General features: G+C 71.1%; 15 protein-coding genes. 7 read left to right on the top strand and 8 right to left on the bottom strand.

Annotated elements, in window-relative coordinates:
• Positions 1-152 precede the first annotated feature (152 nt).
• The gene (locus tag FHU30_RS09455) at positions 153-3,002 is read left to right on the top strand and encodes an AfsR/SARP family transcriptional regulator (protein WP_253874146.1); all 2,850 of its coding nucleotides are present in this window, start codon (positions 153-155) and stop codon (positions 3,000-3,002) included.
• Between the two features lie 54 nt (positions 3,003-3,056).
• On the opposite strand, the gene FHU30_RS09460 is transcribed toward FHU30_RS09455, so the two are convergent.
• From FHU30_RS09460 to fdxA, 4 genes are all read right to left on the bottom strand, one after another.
• Entirely contained in the window at positions 3,057-3,800 is a 744-nt protein-coding gene (locus FHU30_RS09460) for a class I SAM-dependent methyltransferase (RefSeq protein ID WP_253874148.1), read from the bottom strand.
• Between the two features lie 113 nt (positions 3,801-3,913).
• Positions 3,914-5,056, bottom strand: a complete 1,143-nt coding sequence (locus FHU30_RS09465; protein WP_253874150.1) for an acyl-CoA dehydrogenase family protein — start codon at positions 5,054-5,056, stop codon at positions 3,914-3,916.
• Between the two features lie 188 nt (positions 5,057-5,244).
• Positions 5,245-6,330, bottom strand: coding sequence for a succinyldiaminopimelate transaminase (gene dapC, locus FHU30_RS09470; RefSeq protein ID WP_253874152.1), 1,086 nt, complete (start codon positions 6,328-6,330; stop codon positions 5,245-5,247).
• 139 nt (positions 6,331-6,469) lie between these two features.
• On the bottom strand, positions 6,470-6,796 hold the full coding sequence (gene fdxA / locus FHU30_RS09475) for a ferredoxin (protein ID WP_253874154.1): 327 nt from the start codon (positions 6,794-6,796) through the stop codon (positions 6,470-6,472).
• Positions 6,797-6,907: 111 nt separating this feature from the next.
• Between fdxA and FHU30_RS09480 the strand changes: the two genes are divergently transcribed.
• A complete protein-coding gene (locus FHU30_RS09480) occupies positions 6,908-7,162 on the top strand; it encodes a putative acetyltransferase (protein WP_253874155.1) in 255 nt (84 codons plus the stop codon).
• A 202-nt stretch (positions 7,163-7,364) separates the two neighbouring features.
• On the opposite strand, the gene FHU30_RS09485 is transcribed toward FHU30_RS09480, so the two are convergent.
• The 3 genes from FHU30_RS09485 to FHU30_RS09495 all read right to left on the bottom strand — a co-directional run bounded on the left by FHU30_RS09485 (position 7,365) and on the right by FHU30_RS09495 (position 10,745).
• Positions 7,365-8,138 carry a polysaccharide deacetylase family protein gene (locus FHU30_RS09485; protein ID WP_253874157.1) on the bottom strand — a complete coding sequence of 258 codons (774 nt, stop codon included), beginning with the start codon at positions 8,136-8,138 and terminating at the stop codon, positions 7,365-7,367.
• A 616-nt stretch (positions 8,139-8,754) separates the two neighbouring features.
• Complete coding sequence (locus FHU30_RS09490; RefSeq protein WP_253874159.1) at positions 8,755-9,627, bottom strand: enoyl-CoA hydratase-related protein; 873 nt, start codon at positions 9,625-9,627, stop codon at positions 8,755-8,757.
• 737 nt (positions 9,628-10,364) lie between these two features.
• The gene (locus tag FHU30_RS09495) at positions 10,365-10,745 is read right to left on the bottom strand and encodes a hypothetical protein (protein WP_253874161.1); all 381 of its coding nucleotides are present in this window, start codon (positions 10,743-10,745) and stop codon (positions 10,365-10,367) included.
• 68 nt (positions 10,746-10,813) lie between these two features.
• On the opposite strand from FHU30_RS09495, the gene FHU30_RS09500 reads away from it, so the two are divergent.
• The 4 genes from FHU30_RS09500 (at position 10,814) to FHU30_RS09515 (ending at position 14,982) form a co-directional block, all read left to right on the top strand.
• The gene (locus FHU30_RS09500; protein ID WP_253874163.1) at positions 10,814-11,590 is read left to right on the top strand and encodes a class I SAM-dependent methyltransferase; all 777 of its coding nucleotides are present in this window, start codon (positions 10,814-10,816) and stop codon (positions 11,588-11,590) included.
• 1,348 nt (positions 11,591-12,938) lie between these two features.
• Positions 12,939-13,577 carry a cysteine--tRNA ligase gene (locus FHU30_RS09505; RefSeq protein ID WP_253874165.1) on the top strand — a complete coding sequence of 213 codons (639 nt, stop codon included), beginning with the start codon at positions 12,939-12,941 and terminating at the stop codon, positions 13,575-13,577.
• Between the two features lie 200 nt (positions 13,578-13,777).
• Complete coding sequence (locus FHU30_RS09510; RefSeq protein WP_253874167.1) at positions 13,778-14,296, top strand: hypothetical protein; 519 nt, start codon at positions 13,778-13,780, stop codon at positions 14,294-14,296.
• Positions 14,297-14,499: 203 nt separating this feature from the next.
• Positions 14,500-14,982 carry a hypothetical protein gene (locus FHU30_RS09515; RefSeq protein ID WP_253874169.1) on the top strand — a complete coding sequence of 161 codons (483 nt, stop codon included), beginning with the start codon at positions 14,500-14,502 and terminating at the stop codon, positions 14,980-14,982.
• A gap of 256 nt (positions 14,983-15,238) precedes the next feature.
• On the opposite strand, the gene FHU30_RS09520 is transcribed toward FHU30_RS09515, so the two are convergent.
• On the bottom strand, positions 15,239-16,402 hold the full coding sequence (locus FHU30_RS09520) for an FAD-dependent monooxygenase (RefSeq protein ID WP_253874171.1): 1,164 nt from the start codon (positions 16,400-16,402) through the stop codon (positions 15,239-15,241).
• A gap of 111 nt (positions 16,403-16,513) precedes the next feature.
• Here FHU30_RS09520 and FHU30_RS45915 point away from each other — a divergent pair, with 111 nt between their 5' ends.
• Positions 16,514-17,239 (top strand): TetR/AcrR family transcriptional regulator, encoded by a 726-nt coding sequence (locus FHU30_RS45915; RefSeq protein WP_308211247.1) that lies wholly within the window; start codon positions 16,514-16,516, stop codon positions 17,237-17,239.
• Positions 17,240-17,244: the final 5 nt, after the last annotated feature.

Consider the following 17,244-nt stretch of genomic DNA (forward strand, 5'->3'; position numbering starts at 1 on the left):
GACCCCGCATAGAGAGCGCATATTGACGTGACACCGCGCTCGGACGGCACGACCGGCGCGATCCGGGGAAGGTGTCGCGGCCGGGTTCGGACATTCGGGGCGTTCGGTCGAACGCGGCGCGCGATGTATCCGTGCACCTCGGGGAGGTGGCGATGGAGTTCCGGGTGCTCGGTCCGCTGGAGATCTGTTCGGCCGGGGCGGTGGTGCCCGTGCGGTCGGGCGCCCAGCGGGCGCTGCTGGCGGCCCTGCTGCTGTCGGCGAACCAGGTCGTCCCGGCGGATCGGTTAGTGGAGCTGATCTGGGGCGCCGAGCCGCCGGCGTCGGCCGAGGCGAACCTCCGGACGCACGTGTCAGCCTTACGCCGCCTGCTCCAGGCGTCGGGGGACGGCTCCGCGCGGCTGGTCACCAGGCCGGGCGGCGGCTACCTGATCGAGGTCGGGACGGACGATCTCGACCTGCTCGCCTTCGACGCGCTCGTCCGCGAGGGACGGCGCGCCCTGCGCGAGGACAAGCCCGGCACAGCGGTCCGGCGGCTGTCCAGGGCGCTGGGGTTGTGGCGTGGACGTCCGCTGGAGGACGTCGTCCTGCACGGCGACGGCCATGCCGAGACCGCGCGGCTCGCCGAGGTCAGGCTGGGCGTCGTCGAGGACTGCCTGGTAGCCAGGCTGGCCACCGGAGAACACGCGGACGTCGTCGGCGAGCTGAGCGGCCTCGTCGTCGAGCACCCGCTGCGGGAGTCGCTGTGGGCCCTGCTCATGCTCGCCCTGCACCGATCCGGACGGCAGGCGGACGCGCTGGCCGCATACGAGCGGGTAAGACTCCTCACGGCCGAGGAACTCGGCGCCGATCCCGGCCCTGAACTGCGGAAACTACATCAGCGACTCCTCACCGGCGAGCTCGCCACGCCCCCTCCGACCCCGGCCCCGGGCGGACGCTGCGACCTGCCCGCCGACCTGTCCGACTTCACGGGCAGGCGGCAGGAGCTGAACCGGGTGATCGCCGGGCTGGAGGCGGACGGCGCGTGCGCGATGGTGATCTCCGCGATCGACGGCATGGGCGGTGTCGGGAAGACCGCCCTGGCCGTCCATCTGGCGCACCGGCTCGCCGAGCGCTACCCCGACGGCCAGATGCTGATCGACCTGCAAGCCCATCACCAGGCGAAGGCGCCGCTCAGCCCGTCCGACGCGCTGGAGCGGCTGTTGCGCGCGGCGGGCGTGCGCGGCGAGCAGATCCCGCCGGACGAGGCGGACCGGTCGGCGCTGTGGCGGTCGACGCTCACCGCCACCCGCACCCTGGTCGTCCTGGACAACGCGACCGACAGCGCCCAGGTCCGTCCGCTCCTGCCCGGAGCGCCCGGCTGCCTCGCGCTGGTCACCAGCCGGCGGCGGCTCGGCGGCGTGGACGGCGCGCAGCACCTGTCCCTGGACGTCCTGCCGCCCGCCGACGCGACGGCCCTGCTCGAACGGATCGTCGGTGACGCCCGTCCGTCCATCGAACCGGACGCGGTGGCCGAGCTGCTCGCGCTCTGCGGCCACCTCCCCCTCGCGATCCGGATCGCGGGCTCCCGCCTGCGGAACCGCGCCACCTGGACCGTCGCGCACCTCGTCGAACGGCTCCGGGACGTCCGCGTCCGGCTGGCGGAACTGCGCGCCGAGGACCGCGACATCACCGCTGTCTTCTCGCTCTCCTACCAGTGCCTCACCGGCCCGCAGCAGCGCCAGTTCCGCCTGCTGGGCCTGTCTCCCGGCCCGGACATCGACCTCCGCGCCGCAGCCGCCCTGGCCGGCCGTCCCGAACCCGAAACGGAGGACCTCCTCGAAGACCTCGTGGACGTCAACCTGCTCCAGCAACCCGAGCAGGGCCGCTACCGCTTCCACGACCTCGTCCGCGCCTATGCGGCGAGCTTCGCCACCACCGAAGACTCCGCCGCCCTAACGCGCCTCTTCGACCACTACCGCGACACCACGGCGACCGCCGCGTCCCTACTGGCCCCCGCCGAACGCAGGCACGACACCATCGAACCCGGCGCGTCCTTCACCGGCCCGGACGACGCCCTCACCTGGCTGGACGCCGAACGCGCCAACCTCCTCGCCGCCGCCGCGCACGCCGCCGAGCACGGATGGCCCGGCCACGTCCGCGACCTGTCCGCGGCCCTGGCCCGCTACCTCAACGCCCGCGCCCGCCACACCGAGGCCCTCGCCCTCCACACCGCCGCCTGGAACGCCGCCCGCCGCGACGACGACCCGGCCGGCGCAGGCCACGCCCTGCACGACCTCGGACGCGTCCACTTCTTCATGGGCTGCTACGACCGGGCCGTCCAGCACCTCGACTTCGCCCTGGACATCGCCCGCCGCACCGGCGACCGCACCGCCCAGAGCCACGCCCTCAACGGCCTCGGCTACGCCCTCTGGCGCCTCGGCCGCCACGACGAGGCCCTCGGCAACCTCCTCCAAGCCACCGCCATCGCGGGCGACCTCGGCGACCGCATCGGCCTCGGCTACATGACCTGCGCCCTGGGCGGCGTCCACGGCGACGCGGGACGCTACGACGAAGCCGTCCACCACCTCGAACGGGCCCTCGCCCTCACCGAGGAAACCGGCGACCAGATCACCCGGAGCAACGCCCTGGGCCTGCTCGCCAACGCCCACGAGCACCTCGGCCACCACACCGAGGCCCGCCACCACTACCGCCAGGCCCTCGCCACGTCCGAAGCCATCGGCGAACGCGGCGCCCAGGTCTTCGCCCTCAACGGCCTAGGCGAAACCGCGACCGCCACCAACGCCCCCACCGCCGCCCTGACCCACCACCAGGCCGCCCTGACCCTCGCCACCGAAATCAACGACCGCCACGAGCAGGCCCGAGCCCACCACGGCCTCGGCAACGCCCACCAGGCCCTCGGCAACCCCCAGCAAGCCAAAACCCACTGGTACGAAGCCCTCAACCTCTACACAGCCCGAGGCGCCTCCCAAGCCGCCCTACTCTCCCAGGTCATAGCCACCTGACTCCGTTGAGGACGCATGAACGGGTTTCCCGCCCATACGTCCCAACTCGTCCTGCTACGGCTTGTGGGTCACCCAGATCATTTCGGACGGCCAGTGGTGGGCCCAGTCGGGCGGGTCGGTCTTGTTGAAGCCGTTGAGCGACCCGGCCCCGGGACGCGGCTCGATGAGGTCGTCGATGACGAGGCCCGCGCCGCGCAGGACCCTGATCCAGTCGCCGTAGGTGAGCTGGTAGCTGATCGCGCCGTCGCCCTCGGCAATGGTGTTCATCCCGAAGTAGTCGCGCTGGAACGTGGTCGTGACGCGCTCGGCTTCCTCGTCGTAGCAGGCCTCGAACCACGGGCTGGTCACGTTGAAGACCAGCCGCCCGCCGCTGCGCAGGACGCGCGCCACTTCCGGGACGGCCTGGTCCGGCGGCGCCCAGCTCAACCCGCCGTGGTCGCAGAACACCAGGTCGAAGCCGCCGTCGGCGAACGGAAGCCGTTCGGCGGCGCCCTGCACCAGCGAGTAGCGGTCCGTCCCCATCGCGCCGGCCGCGGCGGCGAGCTGGGCTTCGGACAGGTCGAGCCCGACCACCGACGCGCCCTCGGCGGCCAGCGACCTGGCCCACTGCCCGGCCCCGCAGCCGAGTTCGAGGACGCGCTTGCCCGCGACGTCGCCCAGGGCGTTCAGCTCGTCGTCCGGGATGGCGTACATCCCCCACAGCCGCGGCGCCGCGCCGATCCGCGCGTCGTGCCTGTCCTGGTAGGCACCGCTGAGCTGATTCCAGAACCGCCGATTGGCGGAAGTGCTGTCGTCCACCCGCCGACTCCAGCACCACCCGCCGAGGGTGGTCAACTCGATATGGACGCCACGCGGCGCGCGCGCTGCGCTTGGCCGCGACCGTGGGCCGCGGCCGTCGTCCGGACGGGGTGCTAGATGCCGAGGCCGCGGCCGATGATCTCTTTCATGATCTCGGTGGTGCCGCCGAAGATGGTCTGGATGCGGACGTCCTGGTAGGCCTTGGCGATGGGGTACTCGTTCATGTAGCCGTAGCCGCCGTGGAGCTGGAGGCAGCGGTCGACGACGGACTTGAGCATCTCGGTCGTCCAGTACTTGGCCATGGACGCCTCCTCGGCGTCCAGCTCGCCGCGGGACTCCTTCGCGAGGCACTGGTCGAGGAAGGCGCGCGCGACGGTGATCTCGGTCTTCATCTCGGCGAGCGTGAAGCGGATGTGCTGGAACTTGCCGATGGGACGTCCGAAGGCCTCGCGGTTCTTGCAGTAGTCCAGCGTCATGTCGAAGGCGGACTGGGCGCCCGCGACGGCGGAGACGGCGATGCAGAGGCGCTCGCGGGCGAGGTTCTGCATGAGGTAGATGAAGCCCATGCCCTCCTCGCCGAGGAGGTTGGCCTTGGGCACGCGGACGTTGTCGAAGAACAGCTCGGCGGTGTCCTGCGCGTGCATGCCGATCTTGTCGAGGTTGCGGCCGCGCTCGAAGCCGTCCATGCCGCGCTCGACCATGAGGAGCGAGACGCCGTGCGCGCCGGCGGACGCGTCGGTCTTCGCCGCGACGATCACCAGGTCGGACAGGATGCCGTTGGTGATGAAGGTCTTCTGCCCGTTGATGATGTAGTCGTCGCCGTCCTTGACGGCGGTCGTCTTCATGCCCTGGAGGTCGGAGCCGGCGGCGGGCTCGGTCATCGCGATCGCGGTGATCAGCTCGCCGGAGCAGTAGCCGGGCAGCCAGCGCGCCTTCTGCTCGTCGTTCAGCAGCTGCACCAGGTAGCCGCCGACGACGTCGTTGTGCACCGAGAAGCCCGGACCGGACGCGCCGGCCTTCGCCAGCTCCTCGTTCAGGACGGCGTAGTAGCGGTAGTCGGAGTCGCCCCCGCCGCCGAACTCCTCGGGCATCTCGATGCCGAGCAGCCCCTGCCGTCCGGCGGCGAGCCACACCTCGCGGGAGACGATCTCGTCCTTCTCCCACTGGGCGTGGTACGGCTCGATCTCCTTCGCGATGAAGGAGCGCACCATGTCCCGGAAGGCCTCGTGCTCCTCGGTGAAGATGTCGCGTGCCATGCGCCGGAGCTCCTCGATGTAAGTGCGTACTGACCTGCCCACAATGTAGCGCAGCCGCGTCCGTCACCCCAGGTGGCAACCCTGTGACCTACGCCAAAGGCCCACCACCGGGAGGGGCGGCAGGCCTTCATTCGCGCGCACGGCGTCCTGCCGCGCGGGTGCGGCGTCCACGCGCAGGCGGACGGGCTTCAGAGGCGGGTTGTGGCGGCGCCCACGCGGTCGTCGGTGGCTGTGAAGGCGATGCGGACGTGGTTCGCGCCCGCCTGGCCGTAGAAGTCGCCCGGGCCGACGAGGATGCCGAGGTCGGCGAGGTGGCCGACGGTGTCCCAGCAGGACTCGTCCCGCGTCGCCCACAGGTAGAGGGACGCCTCGGAGTGGTCGATGCGGAAGCCGTGCCGCTCGAACGCCTCGCGGAGCGCGGCGCGGCGGCGGGCGTAGCGGGCGCGCTGCTCGCGGACATGCTCGTCGTCGTCGAACGCGGCGCGCATCGCGGCCTGCACCGGCGCCGGGACGATCATCCCCGCGTGCTTGCGGACCTCCAGCAGCCGCTTCACCAGCGCCAGGTCGCCGCTGACGAACCCCGCGCGGTATCCGGCCAGGTTGGACCGCTTGGACAGCGAGTTCAGGACGAGCAGGCCCTCGTGGGAGCCCTCGCAGACGTCCGGGTGCAGGATCGAGACGGGCGGGTTCGACTCGTCCCAGCCGAACTCGACGTAGCACTCGTCGCTCGCGACGACCGCGCCGCGCGAGCGGGCCCACGCGACGACCTTGCGCAGGTGCTCGGCGGGCAGCACCTTGCCGGTCGGGTTGGACGGCGAGTTCACCCAGACCAGCTTCGGCGTCTCCGGGCCGAGCGACAGCAGCGAGTCGGTCGCGACCGACCCGGCCCCGGCCAGCCGCGCACCGACGTCGTAGGTCGGGTACGCGAGGGTCGGAAAGGCGACCTTGTCACCGGCGCCAAGGCCGAGCAGCGTCGGCAGCCAGGCGACCAGCTCCTTGGTGCCGATCACCGGCAGGACGGCGTCCGGATCCGCGTCCAGGACGCCGAGACGGCGGCGCATCCAGCCCGCGACGGACTCGCGCAGCTCGGGCGTCCCGTACGTCTGCGGGTACCCGGGCGCGTCCGCGGCGGCGCGCAGCGCGTCCTGGATCGGCTCGGGGGTGGGGTCCACCGGCGTGCCGACCGAGAGGTCCACGATCCCGTCCGGGTGTGCGGCGGCGCGCTCCTTGTAAGGCGCGAGCCGGTCCCATGGGAAGTCCGGCAGCGAGAGCAAATCCCACCCCTCCTGTCACATCACGAAACGACGAGGGCCGCGGCCTCCGCTCGGAGACCGCGGCCCGACGGCTCAAACCTGACCGGGAGCCCCGGCTGACCGGGGAGTCCCGGCGCCGACCGGAGAGCCCCGGCCGCCGCTAGTCCTCCTGCGTCTGCGGGGGCAGCGCGGCGACGATCGGGTGGTCCTTCTCGATCTTCCCGACCTTCGAGGCCCCGCCCGGGGAGCCGAGGTCGTCGAAGAACTCCACGTTCACCTTGTAGAAGTCCTTCCACTGCTCGGGGACGTCGTCCTCGTAGTAGATGGCTTCAACCGGGCAAACCGGCTCACACGCACCGCAGTCGACGCACTCGTCCGGGTGGATGTAGAGCTGGCGCTTCCCCTCGTAGATGCAGTCGACCGGGCACTCCTCGATGCATGCCTTGTCGAGCAGGTCCACGCAGGGCTGCGCAATGACGTAGGTCACGTCAGTGACTCCTCTCGGGTTACCGGCCCCGCCGCACGTCACGGCTCACCGCAAGCTCGCTGTGAATAGTATGGCCATCACCGCACGGTCGATTCGACATGGGGGTCGCACATGCCAGGGCGTATCGGCGCGCGTCTGGTGGTCTCCGTCACACCGGCCGACGTCGGCGAGCGGGTCTCGCTGCGCCGCCGTCTGCCAACGGGAGAGTACAGCGACGTGGTCGGAGTGCTCGAATCCTGGTCCGGCGGAAGGCTCCAGGTCCGCCGCCGGAACGGCGAAACTGTCGACGTCCCCGAGTCCACCGTCGTCGCGGGCAAGGTCGTCCCGCCCACCCCGCCCCCCAAACGCCGCCCCCGCCAGGACTGACCACTCCAGAATTGCGCGCCCGGAACGACCACGCCCCGAATCCGCATGAGCGGGACGCTCACGCCCCGAATCCGCACGGGCTGGACGGCCGCGTCCGAACCGCACAGGCGGGACGGCCGCGTCCCGAAACCGGGCGGGCGGGACGGTCGCATCGCGAAGCCACACGAGCGGGGACGGCCACGTCCGCTGGCGAACAGGACCCCTAGGACCAGTTCGGGAAGGTGCGGCCGGCGGCCAGGCTCTGGTTCTCGGTCAGCTCGCCGACCGTGACGAACGTGAAGCCGCGCTTCTGGAGCCCCGCAAGGACGCGCGGGATCGCGTCCACGGTCGTCTTGTGGATGTCGTGGAACAGCACGATGCTGCCCTTCTTCGGCTCCCGCGTCCCGACCCGGACATTCCGGGCGACGTTGGGGTAGCGCCAGTCCATGCTGTCCACGTCCCAGACGATCTCCGGCATCCCGACGGCCTTGCCGACCCGCGCGTTCGTCGCGCCGTACGGCGGCCGGAACAGCGTCGGGGTCACCCCGCCGGACGCGTCGTAGATCGCCTTCTGCGTCCGTCGCACCTGCGAGCGGACGGCGTCGGTCGACAGGGACGGGAGCTCCGGATGCGACCAGGTGTGGTTGCCGAGCTGGTGCCCCTCCAGGGCCATCCGCCGCACGTCCGCTTTGTACTCGCCGACGTTCTCCCCGAGCATGAAGAACGTGGCGCGCGCGCCTGCGGCCTTCAGCACGTCCAGCAGGTGCGCGGTGTACGGGCCGGGCCCGTCGTCGAAGGTCAGCGCCACGCAGTTGAGGTGCGCGCAGTCCATCGTCCGCTGCGGTGGAGGCGTGGGCGTCGGGCTCGGCGCGGGGGCGCGCTTCTTGACGGCGGCGGCCTGCTGCCGGAGGTCCCCGGCGTGGACGGATCCGCAGGCCGCGATCACCGCCGCCGCCAGACCGACCATCGCGCCCTTCGCCGCCCTTGTGCCCCGCATCTCGCGCACCTCCGCTCCGTCCCCCTTGAGCCCTCGTCCCTCTGGCGTGCCCCGGAACAGATCATGTGTCGTCTCGGATCCCGTCCAGAAAAGGCAAAACCCCCGGCGAACCGGGGGTTCCCCACCAAACCCACCCCACCCCGACGAACACCCGCGCCACACAACCCCACTCACGAACTCGGAGTGCGGCCTGCCGACTTTCGGGCTTGCCGAGAGGCCCGTCGGCCGACGACCTTGCCCGGCCGCCGCACGGCTTACGGCCTCTCTACGAGTCACCAGCAGACGGGCTCGCAGCGAGGGCCAGTGCGCTCACCGGCTTGTCGACCGGGTCAGCGGCCGACGGGCTTGCCACGGGCCGCCGACTTGCGGGCCTGCCGAGAGGGCGTCGGCCGACGACCTTGCCTCGGCCACCGCACGACTTACGGCCTCACCATGCGAGCCACCAGAAGACGGGCTCGCAGCGAGGGCCAGCGCGCCTACCGGCTTGCTGTGCGGAACAGCGACTGCAGGACTTGCCGCGCGGGCGTCGGCTTACAGGCTTGTAGCGCGGCCCGTCTGCATACCGGATTTGCCCCGGGCCGCACGCCTTACGGGTCTGTCGTGGAGGGCCTTGGGATCAGCGGAGGGGCCAGTCGGGGACCTCGGCCGGCAGGTCCTTGCTGACGCGCATGGGGAACTCGGCGGGACGCTTCTCCAGGAAGGACGTGACGCCTTCTGCCGCATCCGGGGCGCTGCCCAGGGCCGCCATCAGGCGCGAGTCGTTGGCGTGCGCCTCCCACGGGGACGGCGCGGACAGCCCCGACCACATCAGCCGGCGGATCGCCGCGACCGACACCGCCGAGGTGTTGTCGGCGATCTCGCGGGCCAGCTCGTACGCGGCGGGCAGCAGCTCATCCGGGGCGTACACGCGCGAGACGAGCCCACCGTCGAGGGCCTCCTGGGCGTCGAAGACCCGTCCGGTCGCGGCCCACTCCATCGCCTGCGCGATCCCGACGAGCCGCGGCAGGAACCAGGACGAAGCGGCCTCGGTCACGATCCCGCGCCGCGCGAACACGAACCCGAACTTGGCCTTCTCGCTGGCCAGCCGGACGTCCATGGGAAGCGTCATCGTGATCCCGACGCCCACGGCGGCGCCGTTGAACGCCCCGATCACGGGCTTGAGGCAGCGCGCGATGCGCAGCGCAACCGTCCCGCCGCCGTCGCGCGGAGTGCCGTCCTCCAGGACGTCGTCCTCACCGGCGAACATGTCCTGCGACTTGTCCTTGTTGAACGTGTCGCCCCCGCCGCCGAGATCCGCACCGGCGCAAAACGCCTTCCCCGCGCCCGTCACGACGACCACGCGCACGTCGTCGTCCGCGTCGATCCGGTCGAACGCGTCGAGCATCTCGGCGCGCATCGTGTACGTGTAGGCGTTCATCCGTTGGGGACGGTTCAGGGTGATCGTCGCGACCCCGTCCCGCACCTCGTACTCGATCTCCGTGTACGTCACCCTGCCGCCCCTTCCTACGTTTTGGAACCCGATTCTAGAACGTCCCTCATCCCCGACCCCACCCCGGGACACCCCGTCTACCCCGCGCCCCGAACACCCCGTCCACCAAGCACGCCCCGAGAGGCTCCAGCACCGCCGAAACGCCCCGCCCATCCAGGACGGGACGAGCCACCTCGCGCCGACGCGTGGCGTGGTCTTGATGGTCGCGGACCTCGCCTGGATCGCCTGCAATCGCCCGCCCACTGGTAGAGCCTCGCGCTGGGCGCCGATTATCCGGGCCGCCCAGGCGGCCTCGTTTACACGCCAAGGCACCCGCGACTCAGCACGAGCCAGCGGGGAGCCCTGGCCCACCGAACCAGAACCCCCACACTCAGGACGAGATGCAACGGGACGAAATCCCCGCCGACTCCGTGCCGGTCTCCTAGCAGTTCCGCGCTGGACGCCCGCCCCCTCAAGACGAGCGCAATCCGCTTGGGCGCCCCTACAACTCGACACAAACCGGAAGGACTCCACCGCGCTCCGTGCCGAGTGGCGCGAAGGTCGCAGGACAAGGCCGGCAGGGCTCCGCCGTCCCGCGGCAGGCCCAACACGAGGCCGAGGCCCAGAACGGGCCGGGGCCCAGGACGGGCCGGGGCCCAGGACGGGCCGGGGCTCAGGACGGGCCGGGCCCCAGAACGAGCCGAGGCCCAGAACGAGCCGGGGGGCAGGACGAGCCGGGGGGCAGGACGAGGCGCGGCTCAGGACGAGGCGGAGGGGAAGAGTTTCTCGACGATCTCGCGGCGCCAGTCGGCGATGCCGAGGGGCTCGCCGGGCGGCGGGTGCGGGGCGAGGAAGTCGCCATCCGGGACGAGGTTGACCGTCACGTCCTCGGCGAGGTCGAAGGTCGCGGGGTGGGACGGTCCGGCGGCGGCGATGCGCCGCGCCAGCTCGCCGAGCACCCGGGACCAGCCGGATCCGAGGTACCAGGCGAGCCCGGTGACCCGCAGCTCCGGCAGCCCGCGCTCCGCCAGGCCCGCCGTCCGCAGTTCCAGCCCGCCGGGACGCTCGGCCCCCACGATCCGGACCTCGCCCCGTGTCCGCTGCCGTTCCACGCCTTCGTCCTCCTCCGGTCGGTTCACGTCACGATATGGCCGCGCGGGCGGGGTCGAGCGTCCGGCCGAAGTGACAAGTCCGATAAATTGCGACAGTGAACTGGTCCGTGTCGACGTACGACTCAGCCTTCGGGTACGTCTCCGCACACGGCGCTCCGCTGGTCGACCTGCTCGACCCGCAACCCGGCGAGAAGATCATCGACCTGGGCTGCGGGACGGGCTCGTTCACCGCGGACATCGCCGAGCGCGGGGCCGAGGTGCTGGGCATCGACGGCGCGCCCGAAATGGTCGCCCAGGCGTCCGCACTGAACCCCGGCCTGTCGTTCACGATCGGCGATGCGCACGACTTCACGATCAGCGAGCCGTTCGACGCAGTGGCGTCCAACGCGGCCCTGCACTGGATGACCCGCGACCCGGACGCCGTGATCGCCCATGTCCACGCCGCGCTCCGTCCCGGCGGACGCTTCGTCGGCGAACTCGGCGGCGCCGGCAACTGCGCCGAGCTGATCGCCGCTATGCAGACCGCGTGGCGCGTGTTCGGCCTCGGCGAGCCCGAGCTGCCCTGGTACTTCCCCACGCCCGCCGAGTACGCAGCGCGCCTGGAGGACGGCGGCTTCACGATCCGCCTGCTGGAGCACGCTGACCGGCCGTCCCGCATGACCGAGTGTCCGGACGGCGCGGCCGACTGGGTCCGCATCTACGCGCCGAGCACCCTCGCGGACGTCCCGCCCGAGATGGTCGACCCGCTTCTGGCCCGCGTGAACGAGCTGGCCGCCCCGGCCCTCCGCCGCGAATCCGGCTGGGTCGCCGACTACGTCCGCCTCCGCTTCGCCGCCATCCGCAAGCCCAACAGCTCAACCACCCTCCCCTAATCCCTTCACCCTGGCTCGTCCGCACAAGCCAGTCACCTTGCCTCAACCTTCTCACGCCAGTTAGAGGGTCTAACTCAAGTTCGAGCCCATCACCTTCGTTAGCAGCCGTCCCCACAGCAAGCACCCTTCACACCCGCACACGAACATCCCCCTCACTCAAGCCGCTCACCCGAGCACAACCCCCTCACCACCCGCCCGGCCCATCACCCGAGCGCGCCCTCTCACCACCCGCCCAACCCATCGCCCAGGCACGCCCCTCTCACCAGCGATCCACCCCCTCACCCCGGCACGCGCTCCACACCATCCATCGAGCCCGCGTCCCCAGCACGCACCGCGCACCACCCCTCAAGCCCGCAACCCCAGCGCGCACCACTCACCACCCGTCCAACCCATCGCGCAGGCAAGGCCCCCTCATCACCGGTCCAGCCTCTCCCCCAGGCACGCACACATCCCGCACACCCCGTCGACTCCGTAGCCCCGGCACACATCGCGCGCACCCTGTGCAACCGGTCGCCCAGACACGCACTCCTCGCAGCCGTTAAGGTCGCAGCCCAGCCCCCGCCGCTCACAACCCGTGAGGCCCGTCGCCCAGGCAAGGCCCCTCGCCACCGGTGCAGCACGTCCCCTACACGCGCGCCGCTCACCTCCCGCCCTGCCCATCGCCCAGGCACTCAGGCCTCACCCCGGCTCGCGCCCCCACATCCATCGAGGCCGCGTCCCCAACACGCACCGCGCACCACCCTCAAGCCCGCACCCCCAGCGCGCGCCCGTTCACAGCCCACACCCAACCCGCCGCGCAGGCAAGGCACCCTCACCGTCGGTCCGGCTCTCCCCCGGGCACGCACGCATCGCGCGCTCACCCCGTCGAGTCCGTAGCCCCGGCACTCATCGCGCACACCCCGTCCAGCCGGTCGCCCAGACACGCACACCCCACACCCGTCGAGCCGCAACCACAGCGCGCACCACTCACAACCCGTCCAGCCCGTCACCCAAGTACGGACCCCTCACCACCCGTCGAATCCGCCGCTCAAGCACACACCGCCCACAACCCGTCGGCCGGAGCGCCAGACGCTCGGGTTGAGTGCTCGGGCGAGGAGCGCTCAGGCGACGCGTGCTCGGACCGCGAGCGCCCCGGCGAGGAGCAGCGCCCGGACTGGGGCCCGCACGGGAACGCACGCATGGGGAACGCCGGACCGGGGGCGCTCGAACGCGGGGGGGCGGACGCGGGGAGCGCCCGGACGGGGGGAACGTTCGGGCGAGGGGCGCTTTGGCGGGCTCCGGTTGGGGCCGCGGAGCGGGCCGGGGTGGCGGGGCGGTGGTTTGGAGGGGATCGCTTAGGGTGCGAGGCATGCTGCGTCTGTTTGACCCTCGGTCCGGACGGCTTGAAGGACTGCCTGGCGGGGAGGTGGTGCGCGTTCAGGTGCTGGACGGGACGGACCTTCGCGGGCTGGTCATCGCGGATCTTCTGCGACGGGTTGCTGAGCGCGGCAGGCGCCGCGTCCTCCTGTCGGGTCCACAAGAGGACGCCTCGGACTACGGCGTCGCTCCTCTGTTTCCCGAGGCTGCGCAGCCAGCCGACCTCTACGTGGGTCCGTCCGCGCACGAGGGCGATGCTTGGACGCTTGTTGTGCCGCCTGCCTCCGGGACGGCCGAGGGCGACGCATTGGCGATGCGGCTGGCGTATTTGTCGGGGCACTATCGCGAGCCGTTGACGCTGGACGCGGAGGCTGCCGCGACGCGGTTGCAGGGGTGGCGGACTGATGTTGCGACCTGGGCCAGCGCTCCCGGGCGTCCACTGGATCGTGCTTCAGTGACCGAGGCCGAAAAGGCGCTGGCGGACGACCTGAACACGCCGGCCGCGCTCGCCGTTCTGGATCGGGTCGCGTCCGATGACTCGCTCGCGTCCGGGACGAAACTGGAGACTTTCATCCATCTGGACCTTCTCCTCGGCCTGAACGTCGTCGCCGACATCGGTCGCGGCGGCTGAAACCAGCGCGAGCAAGGCCCACCGGGACGTTCTCCAGAGCCCCGGCGGCCGTCCTCACCACGCCATTAACCTGCGAGCCCCCGCGTGCAGAGGAGGGTTCGATGAGGGGCTTGGCGTCCGCGAGAGGCTCGGCATCCGCGAGGGGCTCGGCGTCCGCGAGGGGCTTGGCGTCCGCGAGAGGCTCGGCATCCGCGAGGGGCTTGGCGTCCGCCGCGCTGGTGTTGTGCCTTTCCGCGACGGCCTGCACCAAGGCGGCCGGTGCGTCCGGCGGGCACCTGAATCCGACCGGTCGCTTGCCGACGGCATCTCCGGTCGCCGCTCCGGTTTTCCAGCCGGACGTCCTGGCCCAGTACCGCCGCTTTCACCAGGTCGTCGAAGCGGGCTTGGCGACAGGTGATTCGTCCCAGGTTCCGCTGGTCGCGACCGGTTCGGAAGCCGCGTTTCTTAAGCACGAGGTCGCCGAGAACGAGCGCGAGGGCGTGATCGTCCGAGGGCATGCGGTGCCTCATCCGCATCTGGCATCCGTCCGCCCGGAGGAGGCGCAGATCGTCGACTGCGTGATGGCGGCGGGCCCGTACACGTTCCGCCGCGATACGGGGAAGCGTGTCGGCGGCGAACCGCCCGCTCCGCGCCACTACCTGATCTACGCGGCGATGACGCATTCCGACGGCACCTGGAAGGTCTCTTCAGTGGCCACGCCGAAGGACAACCGGTGCTGACCGCGTCCGTCGCCGCCTGGACGATCCTTGCTGGCGGCTGCACCAAATCGACATCCTGGACGTGCACGGTCTCCGCGTCCTCAAGTCATGGAGGCAGCGGGCCCCGATCGGCCTCCGCCGGCGCGCCAAGCTCGGCTGGAGAGCCGCCCGCAGGTGTGCAAGTGGAGCCGATGTGCCAGGTGACCGGCGGTGCGGACCATTGCATGACACTTCCGGAGAAACCGGCCAAGACTCCGACCGCCGATGTCGTCGCGATGGCCTGGGATTCGTTCGCTCTGCCGCCGCCGAAACCGCGTACGAGCCCGTCCGGGCGCTCCTTCGTCTCGCTTCCGACCTATTTGTGGGTCGATTCGTCCTCCTGGAAACCGCGCCACGCCCAAGCCTCTGTGGACGGCCAGACCGTCACCATGACCGGCGTCCCGCAACGCGTCGACTGGTCGCTGGGCGAAGGCGGGACGACCTGCATCGGTCCGGGCGTCCCGTACCTGAGCGGCGGTCCGCCGTCCGGGTGCGCGTACACGTACCGGCGCGCCGGGTCCTACGCGGTCACCGCGACGGTCTACTACACGGTGAACTGGCTCTGCTCCGGCGCATGCGACGCTCCGAGCGGCTCCTACGGGACGTTTCCGACATCAGGCTCGACCCGCCTGACCGTCCGCGAGATCCAAACCCGCACCACCAGCTGACCCGACGAGATCGAGGGTCCAGTGAACCTGGACCCCGGAGGCGCGAGGATCGTTGAAGGCCAGCTCTGGCCTCACTCGCCTCCGTCCAGGCCGAAACGAATGGCGCAGGCCATCCCTGGACGGAGTTGCTCGCGGCGGGCCCGCCAGGACATTGCCGAGCGGAGTTGCTCGCGGCGGGACGCGCCCGGGACGTTGCCGGACGGAGTCGGTCGCGGCGGGACGTTGCCAGGCGGAGGTGGTCGTGGGCGGACGTGCGTCAGGACGTTGCCGGGCGGAGTTGGTTGCGGAGCCAGGAGCCGGCGGCGGCGGTCGACCAGAGGCGGGTGGCCATGTTGCGGGCGGCGATCCCGGCGCGGCTGCTGGGGACCATGAGGGCGCCGGCCATCGCGACGTTCCCCTGTTTCGGGTCGACCAGAAGCCGGTGCCGCGCCTCGTAACGAGCGAACGCGGATTCGGGCGCTGCAGGGGTTGCGGCCAGTTCCTCGGCCAGCGTGTGCGCGCCCGCAATGGCCAGCGTCGAGCCCTCGCCGAACAGCGACACCGACGACGCGGCATCGCCCAGCAGTGCGACGCGTCCCTGCGCCCAAGAGTCGATCCGCACCTGGCTGACGGAGTCGAGCCACAGGTCGTCGGCGTTCTTCACCCGGTCGAGGAGCTGCGGGACGAGCCATCCGTCGCCCGCGTACGCCTCGGCCAGGATCGCCTTGTGCTGGTCGAGCGCACGGTGGTCGAAGCCGTCCACCGCCGTCCGCCGGAAGATCAGCGCCGCGAGCGCCTGCCCGTGCACGGGGTGGATGGACGCCATCCGGCCCGGCGCGTTGTGGATGACGACGTGGTCCGGGTCGTCCGCCGGGCCGTTAAGCGGCAGCGTCGCGACGTACAGACCCATATGCCGGACGAAGCGTGACTCGTCCCCGAAGGCCAGCCGCCGCGTCGTCGAGTGGAGCCCGTCCGCCCCGATGACCAGGTCGAACCGTCGCGGCGCGGCCTTGGCGAACGTGACGTCCACCCCGCCTTCGTCCTGCCGGAGGCTCGTGATCGTGTCGCCGAACAGCACCTCGGCCGAGTCGCGGCTCGCCTCGTAGAGGATCGCGGCGAGGTCGGTGCGCGTCACCTCGACCTCCCGGCTCGCGGACGCCCGCCGCAGCGCGCGCATGTTCACCCGTCCGACCTGCCGCCCGGACGCGTTGACGAACCGCATTCCGGTCACCGACGTCGCCGCCTCGCGCAAAGCCGGCATCACGCCCATGGCCTCGGCAACCGCCACAGCAGGACCGCGCACATCCACGGGGTTTCCGCTGGACCGCAACCCCTCCGCGCGCTCGACGACGGTCGTCCGGAACCCGTGCCGTCCGAGCCAGTACGCCAGCGTCGTCCCGGCGATCCCGGCGCCGGAGATCAGAACCGTCTCGTTGCTCATGTCGTGCCCCTCTCGCAGTTCAATGAGAGCAAGATATGACTGATTTTGAAATCTAGTCAACTACTTGGCACAGGTTGACCAGAAGTCACATCAGGTCATACGGTGCCGAGCGTGAGCGCCAACGGTGAACGCCTCCGCGATCCGCAGCAGCGGGCCGAGCGGGCCACGCGAATCCTGGACGCGGCGGCCGACCTCCTCCTCCGCCACGGCTACCGGCGGGTGACCATCGACGACGTCGCCGCCGAGGCGTCCATCGGCAAGGGCACCGTCTACCTGCACTGGAAGACCCGCGAGCAGCTCTTCCGGACGGTCTTCGCCCGCGAGGTCGTGCACGCGATCGACGAGCTGCGCGACGCGATCGAGCAGGACCCGACCACCTGCCTGCCGCACCGCTTCGCGTCCACCTACTTCACGGCGATCACGAACCGTCCGCTGCTACGCCGCTTCCTCCTCGGGGACCCCGACCTCCTCGGCAAGCTCACCAGCTCCCCGGACACCGACCGCGACACGCGCCACGCGCAGGTCTCCCAGAGCTACTTCCAACTCCTCGCCAAGCACCACCTGCTCCGCGACGACCTGACGCCGGCCGAACTCGCCTATGCCTACCAGGCCACTTTCGAAGGCTTCCTCAGAGCCGAAGCCGCCCCGGCCGCACCGAATCCGGCCCGCCAAGCATCGTTGCTGGCCCAAACCGTCCAACGCGCCTTCGAACGCGAAACCCCACCCCCCGCCAAGGCCGTCGCCGAAGTAGCCGCCGCCACGGCAACCCTGCTCACCACCCTCACCACCGCCGACCGCAAAGACTTCGCCCTCCCCTCCCCCAACCCACCCGCCTAACCCAA

Origin of the sequence: Actinomadura rupiterrae (assembly GCF_024172125.1) — a bacterium.
GTDB classification, from domain to species: domain Bacteria; phylum Actinomycetota; class Actinomycetes; order Streptosporangiales; family Streptosporangiaceae; genus Spirillospora; species Spirillospora rupiterrae.

What these genes read in the sequence shown, in the direction of transcription:
- FHU30_RS09455 (WP_253874146.1), top strand. Translation starts at nt 153, where the DNA reads ATGGAGTTCCGGGTGCTCGGTCCGCTGGAGATCTGTTCGGCCGGGGCG.
- FHU30_RS09465 (WP_253874150.1), bottom strand. Translation starts at nt 5,056, where the DNA reads ATGGCACGCGACATCTTCACCGAGGAGCACGAGGCCTTCCGGGACATG.
- FHU30_RS09480 (WP_253874155.1), top strand. Translation starts at nt 6,908, where the DNA reads ATGCCAGGGCGTATCGGCGCGCGTCTGGTGGTCTCCGTCACACCGGCC.
- FHU30_RS09485 (WP_253874157.1), bottom strand. Translation starts at nt 8,138, where the DNA reads ATGCGGGGCACAAGGGCGGCGAAGGGCGCGATGGTCGGTCTGGCGGCG.
- FHU30_RS09505 (WP_253874165.1), top strand. Translation starts at nt 12,939, where the DNA reads ATGCTGCGTCTGTTTGACCCTCGGTCCGGACGGCTTGAAGGACTGCCT.
- FHU30_RS09515 (WP_253874169.1), top strand. Translation starts at nt 14,500, where the DNA reads ATGACACTTCCGGAGAAACCGGCCAAGACTCCGACCGCCGATGTCGTC.
- FHU30_RS09520 (WP_253874171.1), bottom strand. Translation starts at nt 16,402, where the DNA reads ATGAGCAACGAGACGGTTCTGATCTCCGGCGCCGGGATCGCCGGGACG.